Consider the following 15,695-nt stretch of genomic DNA (forward strand, 5'->3'; position numbering starts at 1 on the left):
AAACGCTGACAAGTTTTTATTTTATTGACTCACTCATCAGCGCAATTTTTGTGTAAATTATTTTGCCTCTATTTTGCCGGGGTCTATTCGCTTTGTTAAATTTTCTATTACGTCCGGCAATTTCTCATGTTCACCGAATAATAAAAGAGTGTCGCCAGCTAGTAATTCAGTATTGCCCTTAGGAATCAAAAATTTTGCCGCTCGATTAATTAATAAAATCGTAACTCCTTCAGGAAATCTCAAATCTTTAACGCACTTCCCGACTATCTCATAATCTTCGAATAAATCGACTTCTTGAGTCTCTTCTGTGCCTGTGCCCGGAGTCCTGTCAAATGCTAAAGGATATGATTTTGTCTCTCTTACTGGCGCGTCAAGTCCTAATAATTTCGCTGCTAATGCTAAAGTTTTGCCCTGAATTAACACTGAAGTCAATACAACGAAAAATATTACATTGAACATATACATTGCGTGAGGGTGTCCGTTAGTTAATGGATAAGTCGCAAGAATAATAGGCACTGCCCCGCGCAAACCTGTCCACGAAATAAATAATTTCTCGCGTATATTAAACTTGCTGAACATTGACCCGACAAAGACAGCAACCGGCCTCGCAACAAACATTAACGCGCATGAAATTAATAAGCCGACAGTTATAATCGAGAAGTCCATTAATTCACTGGGATTCACTAATAAGCCCAACACCAAGAACATTATTATCTGCATGAGCCAAGCGAAACCCTCGTGAAATTTTTGCAGGCTGTATTTATACAAGAATTCGCGCCCTCCCATGACTATCCCGCAAACGTAGACGGCTAAATATCCATTTCCGTAAACTGTCTCAGTGAGCCCAAATGTAATTAATACAATTGCAATTCCCCATACTGGATATAGAGCTTCATTCGTAACTTTCAGGCGTTGAATCATGTAACAAGCAAGCCTGCCCATAATAACTCCCATTAAGCCGCCCGCTAACATTTGAACGACAAATTTTATAGCGAGTTCTCCGACTGGGACATCAGGAGTCGAAATCCATATCATGGCCGTCAAAGTTAAGAATACTGCCATAGGGTCGTTACTGCCTGACTCGAATTCAAGTAATGGCTTTAATTTGCCTTTGACTCCCACTTTTTGAGTACGCAGAATCGAGAACACCGCCGCCGCGTCAGTTGATGATATTATTGATCCCAGCAAGAAAGCATCTTTATACGAGAACATAGGCAGCATAGCAATGGGAATAGCAGCAACTACAGCAGTTAATAACACGCCCAGAGTCGACAGCACTACACCTTGAGTAACTACGGGCTTAATATCTGACCAGTTAGTCATGAATCCGCCCGAAAAAAGTATGAATGCAAGTGCAAATGTTCCTATATTATTAGCCGCGTCTGCATCTGCAAAATTTAATCCGCCGAGTCCGTCATTTCCTGCTAACATTCCTATTGCAAGAAATAATATCAAAGAAGGAATCTTATATTTTTCTGATATAGTACCAGCTACCAGACTCATAAAAAATAATAATCCGCCCACTAAAAAAGGATCTATCGCTTGAAACATGTTTTGTATTAATCCCTCACATAATAAATATATAAATTATTTAACTTGTAATTATCGCACAAAACACGAAAAAATGACTCCCCGTTCTTAAATTATAAATTTTTAAGCCGGGAAGCCAAATTTATATTAATGAAAGGAGTAATTTTATTATTTGCGCAATTTCTTGAGAGTTAATACAAGCCCTAATAAAATTATTGAGCCTGTGAACGAATTGCAGCCGCTTGAGCCTCCTGTAAAACCTAAATTATTATTACTGCTCGTGTGAGTGATATACCATGAAGATTTTATTATGCCGTCATTAAGTCCGTCGCTCATTAGGGGGGATTTCTCAACGCCGATATTTAATAATTCGCCCTCGTTATTCGTAATTTCACGGTCAACAGCTACAGCCCCATAACTCATTAATACGGAGTCGCCCGATATAAATAGCCCGAACTGCATAGAATCCGTAATATCTTTATCAGAAATATTTAAATCAGGATAAGCGGCCATCACTCGAATCCCCGAATCAGTCAAAGCTGTATAATCGCTCGTGTAAAATGTCGGTGAGTTCGCAACAAGTTCATTTACTCGAGTCTTAAGCGTGTTAAAATCTTCTGTGCCTAAATTTGACTCGTTGAACTCAAAAATTTTGCTGAATCCTATAATCGGAGTATAATCGGCAGGGACTGAATTAGAATCTACTTCGACACTGAAAGAAAATCCGCTGTCTCCTGTCAATTGATTATTATAGCCTGAAATTTTTTCGGTAATTGCAGATTTTGCCATATTCCCGTAAATCCACGTTAATTTTTTCTCATTTGCTGAATTATCGGCCTCCGCAAAAAATCCCGGTCTCATGACTTCAAAAGAAATTCCCGCCTGATTGTCAGAATCTTTTATGACTTTCGCGTCCTCGTCTAAAACCTCAAAATAATATGCCGCTTTCAAGTGTGAGTCGTGCCTTCCGTCGCTTAAAAGAGTCTCGCCCTCCGGTGAAAATGGGTAAGTATTGCCCTCATCGTCTGAAGTAATTGCCCTGTCAGCAAGCATGACTCCATAATAAAGCATGATATTATTATCGTCCGAGATCTTTGCGCCCGCTCCTACATAGTCAGTAACATCGCGCAGAGTTCCGTCATCAAGAACTGACCAAATTTTTAAGCCCATTTCTCGAAACATTGAGCCGAATACGCCTTTAAAGCCGCTCGGATAAGTCTCAAGTGAATTTATAGCCGGGTAAATTAAAGCCTCATACATAGAGCCGCAATTTTCAGGAGTCAAATAAAAAATTTTGCCGAATCCCACGACTCCTATTTTATCAGCAGGGACATTATTTAACGTAATATCAAAGCTGAATCCTGAGTCTTTAACTTGATTCTCCCCGCCTGAATAAATAACTGAAAAATTTTTGTCCGGGCTGGTATAATCTGAAGCATTAACGAAATTAGACACCTTCAAGAAATTGTCGACGGAATCACAAGCTCCTGAAGGTGTCAACAAAAAATTTACTGCACCTGCGTTATTATCAAGTGAAATTATTTTGTCTGTTGCATCAGTCGTGAAAATCTCAAAATTTGCGCTTATGTCGATATAATTATCAGTCGTAAATATAACCGTATAATTTCCGGCCGGCACTTGTCCCGTGAGAGTCAATACATTATTTGAATATGTATAATCAGTAATATATTTTCTGTCGCGCCTAGTCCCCGTATAAATTGACGAGATATTATAATTTACTCCGCTGGGAAGATTAGCGAATTCAAATTTTATCGGTGAGCCCATTTCTATAGCATTGAAGCCGCTTTCATAGACTGCTTTGACAGTTGCGCTAGTCTGATTTTTAACGAAAAGATTCAAGTTATCAAGTATTATATCTTCGCCGCCGCTGATTAAATAAGTAATTTTCTTGATCGTCTTACCTGCTAAATCAGAAGTATATTTGCCGTCCCTTGTTACTCCGTGAGGTTCGGTGAAGTCTTTAATGCTCAAAGCTATATCATCAGGAGTCCGCCATAAATTTGTGTCGTGCCTCATTCCGTAAATTTTGCCGTCTGTAGTCTCGACGAGCGCACCCAGCCAGTAACGAGTGTCTCCGCTGCCTATTGTTATATCAAGTCCGGAAATATTTAATACATAATTGCCCCATGTTGCTGAAGCCCCGCTTGAGAGATTTACTTTTGCGGCCGTGTCAGTTTTCTTTTTACTTATCATTGCACCAAATGAGCCGTCGGGATTCACGTTTTTATATTCGTCAAACTCTGAGTCAACAAATTTAAATCTCGCGTTATCCTTCATGAGCTCATAAACTGAGTCTGACATTCTCACGTGAACAGCTTTGACCCCGTAAATTAGAGTCTCGTTTTTTGTCGAGTACTTATCAGATGAGTGTAAATCAAATGATAATTGCGGAAATAATTTTCTTGAACCTGCCGCCGCTATTGTCGGAGTAGATACAGCGTCGAGTCCTTCTGATAATAAATTTGCTGCACTATCGCCGATTTCTCCCGCGTAAAATTCCGCCCACGTCATATCAGTTACAGCGTAGTAATCAGCAAATGCCGGCCAAGCATACAAGAGAATAATACACAAGATAAAGCTAAAAAATTTTCTGTGAATGCTCATAAATAAATGCCTCCTTAAAAAATAAATTTTGTGTAAAAAGTTTTATTGCTAAAACCTGCTAAATTATATCATTTATTTTGCGTGAAAGATTTTATTTCGCGTGTTTATTGATTTATCCTGAAAAATTTTTAGAGTGAGTGTTAATTGCATAAAACTATTTTGCGGGCGTTATCGTGTTGAATTATAAAATTTTTTTCCTGAACCTAATTACGCAGCATTGAGATAATTATATAGCCTAGTGATAAATTTTATTATATATCAGTGCAAAATTTTCATATAGTTATAATAAATCGCAGCATTTAGAAAAATATGTAGCCTCGTGATAAATTTTATATAGTATCATGCACAAAAATTTCATGAGTTATAATAAATCGCAGCATTGAGATAATTATATAGCCTAGTGATAAATTTTATTATATATCAGTGCAAAATTTTCATGAGTTATAATAAATCGCAGCATTGAGGAAAATATATAGTTTCGTGATAAAAATTTTCTTGACACTCTATAATTATATATAAGACAGCGCAAAAATTTCCGGCCTCATTGTATAATAACTCGCTATATTTACTCGCATAATAAAATTTTTTGTTGAGTGATTAATTTATTTTATGTCATGTATAATTTAAGCAAAATTTATATATAAGTGAGGCTTAAAATTATGAATGTTTACGTTGACGATTTGACGGCGGCGAGGGTTAAAGAATTGCTTGATGAGTTCGGGCTTGATATGCAGACAACTGTTAATATTTTCTTAAGGCAAATTATCAGAGATAAAGAAATTCCGTTCAGTATAGGATTTTCTGTTGACGAGAAAGAACGCCTAAATAAAATCGAACATGACGCAGAGTATGACGCATATTTCAGCGGTGAAAATCTTGAGCATATTTTACACAATATACAGCAGGTAAAAGAAGGAAAAGTTATCATTCATGATTTAATCGAGGTATAAAAAATGTATATCAAATGGGCTGAAGACGCGTGGGCAGATTATAATAACTGGCAAATAAAAGATAAAATTATACTCAAGAAAATTAATGATTTAGTCAAAGATATATTGCGTAACGGCTATTATGGAATCGGGAAACCTGAACCGCTGAAAGAAAATTTATCAGGTTTATGGAGCAGGCATATTACAGATAAGCACAGACTAATTTATAGAATTATTGATGATGAAGTAATAATTTATTCTTGTTCGGGGCATTATGAGAAATAAAGGCATTGACAGATTAAATTTTCACGTTTATTATTTCTCGCAAAAGTTAAAAATTAATTTCATTACAGGGAGGAAAATTTTATATTATGTTTACAGCAAATTATTTAATTCATAAAAATTTTAATTATTCTTCCTGTGAGTCATTGCTCAAGATAAAGCGTGATTTTATTTTTGCTTGAGTGGATGACGGACGCATTATTAATTTATTCGCATATAATAGCCGCTCATTCACCGGAGCGGTTTTTTTGTGCAGATTACTATAAGGAGAGATTTATTTATGTCAGCTAAGACAATTTTTAAGGGAGTAGCTACGGCCTTAATTACTCCCACGAATGATAACGGAGTCGATTATGACTCTTTTGCGCGCGTCCTTGATTGGCAGGTCGAACAGGGAATTAATGCACTTGTTATCGCGGGAACAACTGGCGAGGGCTCGACTTTGAACGATTCAGAACACAAACAAGTTGTAAAATTTGCCGTTGAAAGAGTCGCCGGGAAGTGTCCGATTATTGCTGCAACCGGGTCAAATGATACGAGTTATGCCGTTCAGCTTTCAAAATATTGCTGTGATGTCGGAGCAGACGGTTTATTGCTTGTTACGCCGTATTATAATAAATCGACTCAAAACGGACTCGTCAAAATGTACACGACTATAGCCGACGCTGTTAATAAGCCCGTTATTTTATACAATGTCCCGTCAAGAACAGGAGTAAATATTGAGCCTGAGACCTACGCAAAACTCGCAGATCACCCGAATATAGCCGGCATAAAAGAAGCTAACGGGAATATAAGCAAAATAGTTCAGACTTTCGAGCTTGTCGGGAATAAATTAGATATTTACTCCGGAAATGATGATCAGATCGTGCCGATTCTTTCAATGGGAGGGAAGGGCGTTATTTCTGTGTTGTCAAATCCTGCACCTAAACAGACTATGGAAATTTGTAATAAATTCTGGGCCGGCGATGTCGAGACAGCAGCAAAATTACAATGTGAGTTCTTACCGTTGATTAATGCGTTATTCTGTGAAGTGAATCCGATTCCAGTTAAAGCAGCAATGGCCGCTATGGGATTTTGCGAGAATCACGTGAGACTGCCTTTAGTTCAAATGGAAGAATCACACTGGCTGAAATTAAAATCTTTAATGCATGAGAAGGGCTTAATCTAGCATGAATCTAATTATTAACGGTGCAGGCGGGCGAATGGGTCAGATTATTTCTGACATGGCCATAAAATCAGGTGAAAATATTGTCGCCTCTGTTGATGTAATGTTTCAGACGGGCGGAGGAAGATATAATAAACTTGATGATTTCACGGGCTCGGCAGATTGCGTTATAGATTTCTCGAATCACAAGGCAGCAGACTCGCTCGTAAAATATTGCGTAAATAAAAATTTTCCTGTATTAATCGCTTCAACTGGTCATGACGAGTCAGAAATTAATTTGATTCACGATGCAGCGCAAAAAATTCCCGTCTTTATGTCGCCTAATATGTCAATCGGGGTTGCTTTAGTTGCTGACTTGGCCGAAAGAGTCGCAAAAATTTTTACTCCCTGTGATATTGAATTAATAGAAGCCCATCATAATCAAAAATTAGACGTTCCCAGCGGTACGGCTTTAATGCTCGCGAAAAGAATTCAGGAGTCAAAACCTGAAAGCGCATTCAATATCGGCAGGCACGAGAACGGCAAGCGCACTCAAAACGAGATCGGCATACATTCTTTACGTTATGGCTCAGAAGTGGGAACTCATGAAATAATTTTTTCCAATGGACTAGAGACTATAACAATAAAGCATGACGCTAAAAACAGGGCATTATTCGCAAATGGTGCATTATCGGCGGCAAAATGGCTCGTGAAACAGTCAGCGGGATTCTATAGCATGAAGGATTTTCTTAGGGACGCTTAATTTTATGAGTATTCAAGAAAGTAATAATATTTGCGGGATTTTCTCAATGGGCGAAGGGGGACTCGGTGAGACTCGCACAAAAATTTTTTATGGACGGTGATAATATGGACGCTCAAGAAATTATAAAATTTATAGCAAATTCTAAAAAAGTTACTCCCGTAAAAATATATTTGCGCGAAAATGAAAATATTGACTTCTCAGGCACAAACGCAAAAATTTTCGGAGTCGGCGATAAAATTATTTTCGGGGACTGGTCGGAGCTTGAGCCGGTAATTAATGCTAATAAATCAAAAATTTCTGATATAGTAATCGAGAATAATTCAAGAAATAGCGCAATTCCCTTATTAGACATGAAAAATATTCAAGCTAGAATCGAACCCGGCGCAATAATCCGCGATAATGTCTCAATCGGGCAAAACGCAGTAATCATGATGGGAGCTATTATCAATATCGGCGCAGTAATAGGCGATAATACCATGATTGACATGGGAGCAGTACTCGGAGGGCGTGCAACAGTCGGGAAAAATTGCCACGTGGGAGCCGGTGCAGTCCTAGCAGGTGTTATTGAGCCAGCCAGCGCAAAGCCGGTCATAATTGAAGATAACGTATTAATCGGTGCAAATGCAGTTGTAATTGAGGGAGTCCATGTCGGTGAAAATTCCGTAATTGCTGCCGGTGCTGTAGTAATTGAAGACGTTCCCGCAAATAAAGTTGTCGCAGGTTGTCCCGCAAAAATCGTGAAAGATAAGGACTCTAACACGACTCTGAAGACTGCTCTTGAGCCCGCATTAAGGAAAATTTAACATGAATAATTTTTTAGCACAGGCAAATAATCTCAGGGATAAATTACTAGAGATTCGCAAACAATTTCACAGGATTCCAGAAATCGGCAATCATGAATTTAAGACGGCCGGTTTAATCGAGAAATATTTAGACGAGTCGGGAATTTCGCATAAAAGAGTCTTAGACACTGGAATAATAGCAAAACTTGACGGCACTAAACCCGGCAGGAATTCAGCATTAAGAACTGACATTGACGCATTACCCATAAACGAGGCTACTAATTGCGAATTTGCCTCACAAAATCCCGGATTTATGCACGCTTGCGGTCATGATGTTCATATAACGGGCGTATTAGGTGCTGCTATGATTCTTGCTAATAACCGCGAAAATTTATCGGGTTCAGTAACGTTTTTATTTCAGCCTGATGAAGAGGGCGACGGCGGGGCAGAAAGATTAATTAAACTCGGTGCTCTTGATGGGATTGATGCAGTTTTCGGCGCACATGTTGACCCGACATTAAAGGCCGGCGATATAGGCATTAAATACGGAAATTTTTACGCGTCATCGGCAATGTTTAATATTAGGGTAATCGGCAAATCTTCACACGGTGCGCAGAGAAATAAAGGCGTTGACTCAATTGAGGCGGCTTCACACTTGATTATAGAATTATTAAACATGAACGCCCCCGGGCAAGTCGTTACAGTCGGCAAATTCACGGCAGGAACAGCAAGAAATATTTTAGCTGGCGAGTCAGATTTACAGGGAATTATACGCACGTTCGGAGTAAATGAACGCTCAAAAATGTGTGATGAACTCAAAAATTTAACGCGGGAAATTCCGGCCAAGTTCGGCGCAAAATCTGAATGCGAAATAATAAGCAGTGCACCCGGAGTAATTAATGACAATGACAAAATAAATTTATTCGTTGAGAAGATTTCACGGGAGACTCTGGGCTCTGAACACGTCAAAATTATTGATACTCCTACAATGATAAGCGAAGACTTTGGATGTTATATCATGGCAAAAACAGGCTGTTTTTATCACATAGGCGCGGAGTCCGAATATCCTTTACACAGCGATAAATTTTTGCCAAAAGATGACGCAATTATAACGGCTTCGGCTATACATTCGGCCGTCGTAACAAATTTTAATATGGGACTGATTTAAACTTGAACACTATCACAGCAAAATTCGGGGGGACTTCTTTAGCTGATGCCTCACAAATTAAGAAAGCAGCGGCAATTATTAAAGCTAATCCATCACGGCGTTTTGTAGTTGCTTCTGCTCCGGGCAAAAGATTCACGGACGATATAAAGATTACGGATTTATTATATAAGGCTCATGCTCAATATATTAATAATGAAGATTTTGACGGGACTTTAACGCAGATTTCCGAACGTTTTGCGGCAATTATTCAGGATTTAGCGATAAATTTTGATATAAGCTCAGAGATAAACGCAATAAAAGCAAATATTTCAAGTCGTGATTATTTAGCGAGCCGCGGAGAATATATAAATTCTAAGATTATCGCAAAATTTCTCGGCTGGGAATTTGTTGACGCTTCAGAAGTGATTTTCTTTAACGAGTCAGGCTTTCTTGACGAGTCAAAAACTTTTTATATCATGGGCGAAAAGTTAAAATCTCTCAAGTGTGCAGTTATTCCCGGCTTTTATGGGAGTTTACCCGATGGCAGCATTAAAACTTTTTCACGGGGCGGATCTGATATAACGGGTTCAATTGCAGCGCGTGCAGTTAAAGCAGATTTATACGAGAACTGGACGGACGTTTCAGGAATGTTAAGCGCAGATCCCCGAATCGTAAATAATCCGCGAGTAATAGATTATATAACTTATACTGAGTTGCGCGAATTAAGTTACATGGGCGCGAGTGTCTTGCATGAAGATGCAGTATTTCCGGTAAGGCAGGCGGGAATTCCCATTAATATACGCAACACAAATAAACCCGATGACAAAGGCACGTTAATAGCTGCTTCATTACCTGAAGGAATAACAAGAAAACTTGTTACAGGAATTGCAGGACGTAAAGATTTTTGCAGTATCAGAGTCGAAAAAAGTATGATGAACGGTGAAACAGGATTCGGCGCGAAATTGTTATATATTTTCGCAAAAAATGGAGTTCCCTTTGAACATTGCCCGACCGGAATCGATACGATTTCAGTAATAGTGAATGCTAAATTATTTGACTCTCAGCGTGAGAATATTTTGCGCGAGATAAAAAACGAACTCGCCCCGGATTTTATCACGATTGAGAAAAATTTAGCTGTAATTGCTGTAGTCGGGGCAGGAATGGCAGGAACTAAGGGAATAGCGGCGAAAATTTTTGCTTCTCTTGCGTCGGCCGGCATAAATATAAGACTCATAGATCAAGGCTCAGACGAGTTAAATATAATTATCGGCGTTGATGATTCGGATTACAAGAAAGCCATTAACACGCTGTATAAAGCTATTATCGAGTAAATAAATAATTTAGCGGCCTCTCGTTTTATATTATGTAAATGGGAGGCAGATTTTTTTGCTGGAATTAAGAATAATTTTACAAGCTATTCATGAAGCTATAAACTTTATTTCTGCGTGTTATAATCATGACCGCATATATTTTTAATTCACACATAGGAGTATAAATTTGTAATGAAAGCTGAACCCATATTATTAGTCGGTAAAGTTATTCAGCCTGAAGGAACAATTTTCAGAATACCAGTCTATCAGCGCAATTACAGTTGGGACGAAGAGCAGTGCAAAACATTACTTGATGATATTGACAGGATTCTCACGTCGGGTAAAAGCAAAACGCATTTTCTCGGCACTATGGTCTATGTAGAATCTGATGAGAACTCATATTTATTAAATAATGAATTATATCGTAATTGACGGCCAGCAGAGATTAACAACTATAATGATTTTCTTGAAGGCTTTGCAGGATTGCGCAAAAAATTTTAATGATGATCATGATATTGCGGGCACAATTGACGGACTTCTTTATAATACAGGCCATGAGACATCTAAATATTTTAGAATTAAGTTAAAATCTCCCGGCTTGGATTATGAAAAATTTACGGATTTGCTTCAAGATAAGCGCGATAAATTAAAGGAGTCTGACAGGATATTAAAGAATTACCAAATATGTATTAAGCGCATTACTCAATGGATAAATTCAGGTTTTATACCGAAAAAAATTTTATGGGCAGTCAAGCAATTAGAAGTCGTAAAAATTGTAATGGACAAAAACGACAATCAGCACGCAATTTTTGAGAGTCTTAATTCAACAGGTCTGAATCTCTCACAAGCTGATTTAATACGAAATTTTTTGCTCATGAATGAATCACCGGCAGAACAAGAAAAATTATTTGAATATTGGCAAGTAATTGAGCGTAATTTAAAAGCTGACGAATCCAATGAAGATATAAATAATTTTTTCATGCACTACATAACTTTTATTAGCGGCCCGGCTGCTAGAGAAATTAACAAGAAAATTTTATATCGTCGATTTGTAGAATTATTTGACGAGAAAAATTTAACGCGTTCTGTGATACTCGCAGAATTAAAGCATTTATCCGGAATATACAGCGCGTTCGTAAATAAGGACTCTAAGAAAAAATATCCGGCTGACGTAATGAAATATCTTGATAATTTGCGCACTCTTAATCAAACGACTTGTTACCCGTTTTTGCTGCATGTCTTTGACGATTATGAGAATGATATTATTGACTCAAATACTCTTTCTAAAGTAGTAAGATTTATATTTTGCTATATTTTTCGCCGCAGAGTTTGCGAAATTGAAAGCAGAGGATTAAATAAATTATTTGCCTCGTTATATTCAAGAATATTCAAAGTAGCTGACAAGAATACAAAATATTATGAGGCAGTGAATAAATTTATGTCGACACAATTGTCAAAAGATGCTATGCCGACTGACTCAGAATTTGAGAATGCCCTGCTAAATGGTAATATGTACTCTAAGCCGTTTTGTAAATTTTTATTAATGAGCATAGAAAATGGATTCTCTAAAGAAAGAATTATATTACAAGGCGAAAAACTTACGATTGAGCATATTATGCCGCAAAATTTAACCCCTGAATGGAGGCGCATTTTTTCACCTGAAGATCACGCTAAATATTTGCACACTCTAGGCAATCTCACTATAACCGGCTATAATTCGGAGCTGTCTAATAAAAGTTTTGCGGAAAAAGTGAAATTAATTACAAGTTCAGACAATCCCACTAAGGCCGTAAAATTAAATCTTGACGTGATAAATAAAGATTTATGGACAATTAACGAGATTCAATCACGAGCAGAGAGACTCGCAAAAATAGTTATTGACTTATTCAGCGCAGAAAAAATTAATGACCCTGATATACAATTTAATCATCTCACAAAAATTACTCTTGAGGATTTCAGCACGGTAACTTATAAAGTTTTGGATTCATTCGTATTTGACGGTGAAGAATACAAACAAGACACTTTTGCGTTAATGCTCGTTGATGTCGTGAAGATTCTTGACAAGTTAAAGCCGGGTATACTTGACGGACTTGCGCGCGAAAATTACTCTTTTACATCAGGCGGCAAAATCTATATCACTTATGACACTGAAATAATAAATAGGTCTAAAGAAATACGAGATGGCATATTTATAGAATCTAATATGAATCAAAAATTTTTTATGAAATTTATAGCCTCATTATTTGAGAGATTCAATATTGATAAATCACGCTTTTATATTTTCGTGAAAGCAAGCCCGAATAAACAGGATTAAGCCTAAATGTGATAAGATATACGCACATGTCAGCATATTTTTTTGCGGAGGCCATATAAATGCAGGAAGTTAAAAAAGTTACGACTGAGGTCGGCACTAATGAATGGCAGTTAGTAGTTTTCGTGCTGGGTGATCAGTCTTTTGCTATCAACGTTGATAAAACTAGAGAAATTTTGCGCTGGCCGGGTGTGCGTTCGATTCCTGATGCTCCGGTTGCATTAATCGGCATTACTTCAGTCAGGGGAGAAGTCTTGCCTATGGTAGATCTAAGAATATTTCTCGGAATCCCCCCCGTTACTCCGATTGAGCAGAGCAAAGTAATTATCGCAGAATTCAACGAGGTTAAACTCGGCTTTGTTGTTGACGCTGTAGAGAGAATTTATAGAATCAAATCCGAAGACTTAGACGCAAGCATGACAGGAAAATATCTCGGCGACTGGATTCTATATGTCATTAAGCGCGACACAAGAAATGTATTATTACTTGATTATGAGGCAATTGTACAGACTATAAGCCCGCAGCTTGTAATTCAGCATTCAGGAGATCCTGGCAAAGCTGTTACCATGATGGAAGGTGTAGGACACCCCGGCGATTATCATATTATAGTAGCTGAAGACTCGCCCCTTATTCGCAAACAGGTTGAAGACGCATTAATGGCGAGCGGATTCACTGATTTACATATTTGTCCGGACGGTAAAGTCGCTTATGATGCAATTGTCGGAGCCGGTGAACACTGTGATTTATTAATTACGGACGTTGAAATGCCCAGACTCGACGGGTTGACTCTGACTCGGCGCATAAAAGAAAATCCCGAAACGAAAAATATTCCCGTTATAGTTTTCTCGTCTATTATGGCAAATGATATTAAGAATAAAGCCGCTTCAGTCGGTGCAAATTATCAGGTTACAAAGCCGGAAATCACGTTATTAGTCGAGTGCGTCGTCAAAGTCATTCGCGAAAAACAAAATCGCACAAGCGAGGAGGCCGCCGTATAAATTTGTTAATGCCTTTCTGGAACGCTGAATTATACGTAGAAATTTCGTCATGGTTTCCATTTGGGAGGGACTATCAGCCCATTTCAGTTAATAGATTCTATGACTCTGACCTGCAAAAGATCTCGGCTTCATGTATGGACTTAGGCAGCGAATTTTTTTTCATGGCTTCACCGTTAACCGGCTGTGTAGGAAATTTACCCCGTGATAATTTTTTCAAGTATAGCCCTGATAGTGCCTTAAATTTAGGTTTCTTAATGATTCTGGGATATTCTGAAAAAATGGAACGCGCTGTAACTACTTCACTTGCAATGCTTGAGTCTGCTAATGGACTTTATGCGGGCATTACCGGCTGTTCATTCTGGAGTCACGGAATTTTTCAGGGTAATACAAAAGTTATAGCTATCACGAGCGATGACCCGTTTTATAATTGTGATAATTATTTGAAGGGGTTGGCTGGAATATTATATGAAGTAAAAAAATTTTTGAAGTCCGGCGATGATTCGTATTTTGCTGAAAAGTTCGGCTATAATAGGTTCTTTTTTGAGTGGGAAGACGAGAGTCCGCGCGATTTAAGAGTGAGTCAGATTTTGAATGAATTTGAGCTGGACAGCACGCGTGAAATTGTAGGAGGTAATTCAAAAATGGACTTCCCCCCGTTCATAGGTGCTATTATGAGAGCGCAAGAATAAAATTTTTAAGGAGTGTTTAATACTTGGCAAAGACGAAAGATAAAGATTTAGACTTGACAGAAGAAAATTTTGACGTTGACGGCGATCTTGATTTGTCAGACGATAAGGGCGGCGGCGGTGTTGATGATTTAATTGACGAGGGACGCGCGCGGGGTTATGTAACTCCGGGCGATATTGAACGTCATATTCCATTAGAGACATGGGACGCTAACACACTTGACAGCATTCTCACAAATCTTCAGGAAATGGGCATAGACGTTGCCGACCAGTCAAATATTACCAAGATTCCCGCAGGTCAAGAGGCACGAGAAGAATTTATACCGGCAATTGAAAGCGAAATCGGAAAACTTGACGACATTCCCTTAACTGACCCTGTTAGAATGTATTTACGAGAAATCGGCAAGGTCTCATTATTGACAGCGTCTGAAGAAGTCGAACTCGCTCAAAGAATGGAAAAAGGCGACATCGAGGCCAAGAAAAAATTAATTGATGCAAATCTGCGTCTCGTTGTGAGTATCGCAAAAAAATATATAGGCCGCGGAATGTTATTTCTTGATTTAATTCAGGAGGGCAATTTAGGCTTAATTCGAGCTGTTGAAAAATTTGATTATAGACGGGGATTCAAGTTCAGCACTTACGCAACATGGTGGATTCGTCAAGCAATTACACGAGCTATAGCAGATCAAGCACGTACTATCAGAGTCCCCGTTCATATGGTCGAGACTATTAATAAAATGGTCAGGATATCGCGTTTACTAGTTCAGGAATTAGGCCGCGAACCTTCAGACGAGGAAATTGCAGAAAGAATGAATATAGAGCCCTCAAAAGTTGAAGAGATCCGCAGAATTTCGCAATTACCAGTATCTCTTGAGACTCCCATCGGTGAAGAAGAAGACAGCCAGCTCGGTGATTTCATAGAAGATCATGATTTACCCAGTCCCGACGAGGCCGCAGCAGGTCATTTATTGCACGAACAGATAGAAGACATGTTAAATACTCTTTCTGACAGGGAGCGTGAAGTTCTGCATTATAGATTTGGGCTTGAGGACGGGCACTCGTACACGCTTGAAGAGGTCGGCAAGAAATTTAATGTAACGCGCGAAAGAATTAGACAGATAGAAGCTAAGGCACTACGGAAATTACGACAGCCCAGCAAGAAATTAAAAGATTTTCTGGACTAAGTAA

14 protein-coding genes are annotated in these 15,695 nt (G+C 38.5%); 12 read left to right on the forward strand and 2 right to left on the reverse strand.

Going from position 1 to position 15,695, the window contains the following annotated elements:
• Window positions 1-57: 57 nt before the first annotated feature.
• Both IJS99_07600 and IJS99_07605 read right to left on the reverse strand, forming a co-directional pair.
• On the reverse strand, window positions 58-1,551 hold the full coding sequence (locus tag IJS99_07600) for a potassium/proton antiporter (GenBank protein MBQ7561679.1): 1,494 nt from the start codon (window positions 1,549-1,551) through the stop codon (window positions 58-60).
• 147 nt (window positions 1,552-1,698) lie between these two features.
• Window positions 1,699-4,155: a hypothetical protein gene (locus IJS99_07605; protein ID MBQ7561680.1), complete on the reverse strand. Its 2,457-nt coding sequence runs from the start codon at window positions 4,153-4,155 to the stop codon at window positions 1,699-1,701.
• Between the two features lie 659 nt (window positions 4,156-4,814).
• Between IJS99_07605 and IJS99_07610 the strand changes: the two genes are divergently transcribed.
• The 12 genes from IJS99_07610 to rpoD all read left to right on the forward strand — a co-directional run bounded on the left by IJS99_07610 (window position 4,815) and on the right by rpoD (window position 15,691).
• Window positions 4,815-5,105 carry a type II toxin-antitoxin system RelB/DinJ family antitoxin gene (locus IJS99_07610; protein MBQ7561681.1) on the forward strand — a complete coding sequence of 97 codons (291 nt, stop codon included), beginning with the start codon at window positions 4,815-4,817 and terminating at the stop codon, window positions 5,103-5,105.
• Window positions 5,106-5,108: 3 nt separating this feature from the next.
• Window positions 5,109-5,369 carry a Txe/YoeB family addiction module toxin gene (locus IJS99_07615; GenBank protein MBQ7561682.1) on the forward strand — a complete coding sequence of 87 codons (261 nt, stop codon included), beginning with the start codon at window positions 5,109-5,111 and terminating at the stop codon, window positions 5,367-5,369.
• A gap of 277 nt (window positions 5,370-5,646) precedes the next feature.
• Complete coding sequence (locus tag IJS99_07620; protein MBQ7561683.1) at window positions 5,647-6,534, forward strand: 4-hydroxy-tetrahydrodipicolinate synthase; 888 nt, start codon at window positions 5,647-5,649, stop codon at window positions 6,532-6,534.
• 1 nt (window position 6,535) lies between these two features.
• Window positions 6,536-7,273, forward strand: a complete 738-nt coding sequence (locus IJS99_07625) for a 4-hydroxy-tetrahydrodipicolinate reductase (GenBank protein ID MBQ7561684.1) — start codon at window positions 6,536-6,538, stop codon at window positions 7,271-7,273.
• Window positions 7,274-7,377: 104 nt separating this feature from the next.
• Entirely contained in the window at window positions 7,378-8,076 is a 699-nt protein-coding gene (gene dapD / locus IJS99_07630) for a 2,3,4,5-tetrahydropyridine-2,6-dicarboxylate N-acetyltransferase (protein MBQ7561685.1), read from the forward strand.
• A 1-nt stretch (window position 8,077) separates the two neighbouring features.
• Window positions 8,078-9,223 carry an amidohydrolase gene (locus IJS99_07635; GenBank protein ID MBQ7561686.1) on the forward strand — a complete coding sequence of 382 codons (1,146 nt, stop codon included), beginning with the start codon at window positions 8,078-8,080 and terminating at the stop codon, window positions 9,221-9,223.
• Window positions 9,224-9,234: 11 nt separating this feature from the next.
• Window positions 9,235-10,533 (forward strand): aspartate kinase, encoded by a 1,299-nt coding sequence (locus tag IJS99_07640; GenBank protein ID MBQ7561687.1) that lies wholly within the window; start codon window positions 9,235-9,237, stop codon window positions 10,531-10,533.
• 171 nt (window positions 10,534-10,704) lie between these two features.
• Window positions 10,705-10,944, forward strand: a complete 240-nt coding sequence (locus IJS99_07645) for a DUF262 domain-containing protein (GenBank protein ID MBQ7561688.1) — start codon at window positions 10,705-10,707, stop codon at window positions 10,942-10,944.
• Window positions 10,925-12,826, forward strand: coding sequence for a DUF1524 domain-containing protein (locus IJS99_07650; protein MBQ7561689.1), 1,902 nt, complete (start codon window positions 10,925-10,927; stop codon window positions 12,824-12,826). Before IJS99_07645 ends, IJS99_07650 begins: the two co-directional genes overlap by 20 nt.
• A gap of 59 nt (window positions 12,827-12,885) precedes the next feature.
• The gene (locus IJS99_07655) at window positions 12,886-13,821 is read left to right on the forward strand and encodes a chemotaxis protein CheV (GenBank protein MBQ7561690.1); all 936 of its coding nucleotides are present in this window, start codon (window positions 12,886-12,888) and stop codon (window positions 13,819-13,821) included.
• 2 nt (window positions 13,822-13,823) lie between these two features.
• Window positions 13,824-14,510, forward strand: coding sequence for a hypothetical protein (locus IJS99_07660; protein MBQ7561691.1), 687 nt, complete (start codon window positions 13,824-13,826; stop codon window positions 14,508-14,510).
• Between the two features lie 53 nt (window positions 14,511-14,563).
• A complete protein-coding gene (gene rpoD, locus IJS99_07665) occupies window positions 14,564-15,691 on the forward strand; it encodes an RNA polymerase sigma factor RpoD (GenBank protein ID MBQ7561692.1) in 1,128 nt (375 codons plus the stop codon).
• Window positions 15,692-15,695: the final 4 nt, after the last annotated feature.

The organism is Synergistaceae bacterium (assembly GCA_017444345.1).
Classification (GTDB): Bacteria; Synergistota; Synergistia; order Synergistales; family Aminobacteriaceae; genus JAFUXM01.

Excerpts from the sequence above, each read along its gene's own strand:
- IJS99_07625 (MBQ7561684.1), top strand. The coding sequence starts at position 6,536 with ATGAATCTAATTATTAACGGTGCAGGCGGGCGAATGGGTCAGATTATT.
- IJS99_07650 (MBQ7561689.1), top strand. The coding sequence starts at position 10,925 with ATGAATTATATCGTAATTGACGGCCAGCAGAGATTAACAACTATAATG.
- dapD (MBQ7561685.1), top strand. The coding sequence starts at position 7,378 with ATGGACGCTCAAGAAATTATAAAATTTATAGCAAATTCTAAAAAAGTT.
- IJS99_07610 (MBQ7561681.1), top strand. The coding sequence starts at position 4,815 with ATGAATGTTTACGTTGACGATTTGACGGCGGCGAGGGTTAAAGAATTG.
- IJS99_07645 (MBQ7561688.1), top strand. The coding sequence starts at position 10,705 with ATGAAAGCTGAACCCATATTATTAGTCGGTAAAGTTATTCAGCCTGAA.
- IJS99_07655 (MBQ7561690.1), top strand. The coding sequence starts at position 12,886 with ATGCAGGAAGTTAAAAAAGTTACGACTGAGGTCGGCACTAATGAATGG.
- IJS99_07620 (MBQ7561683.1), top strand. The coding sequence starts at position 5,647 with ATGTCAGCTAAGACAATTTTTAAGGGAGTAGCTACGGCCTTAATTACT.
- IJS99_07635 (MBQ7561686.1), top strand. The coding sequence starts at position 8,078 with ATGAATAATTTTTTAGCACAGGCAAATAATCTCAGGGATAAATTACTA.
- IJS99_07615 (MBQ7561682.1), top strand. The coding sequence starts at position 5,109 with ATGTATATCAAATGGGCTGAAGACGCGTGGGCAGATTATAATAACTGG.
- IJS99_07600 (MBQ7561679.1), bottom strand. The coding sequence starts at position 1,551 with ATGTTTCAAGCGATAGATCCTTTTTTAGTGGGCGGATTATTATTTTTT.
- IJS99_07605 (MBQ7561680.1), bottom strand. The coding sequence starts at position 4,155 with ATGAGCATTCACAGAAAATTTTTTAGCTTTATCTTGTGTATTATTCTC.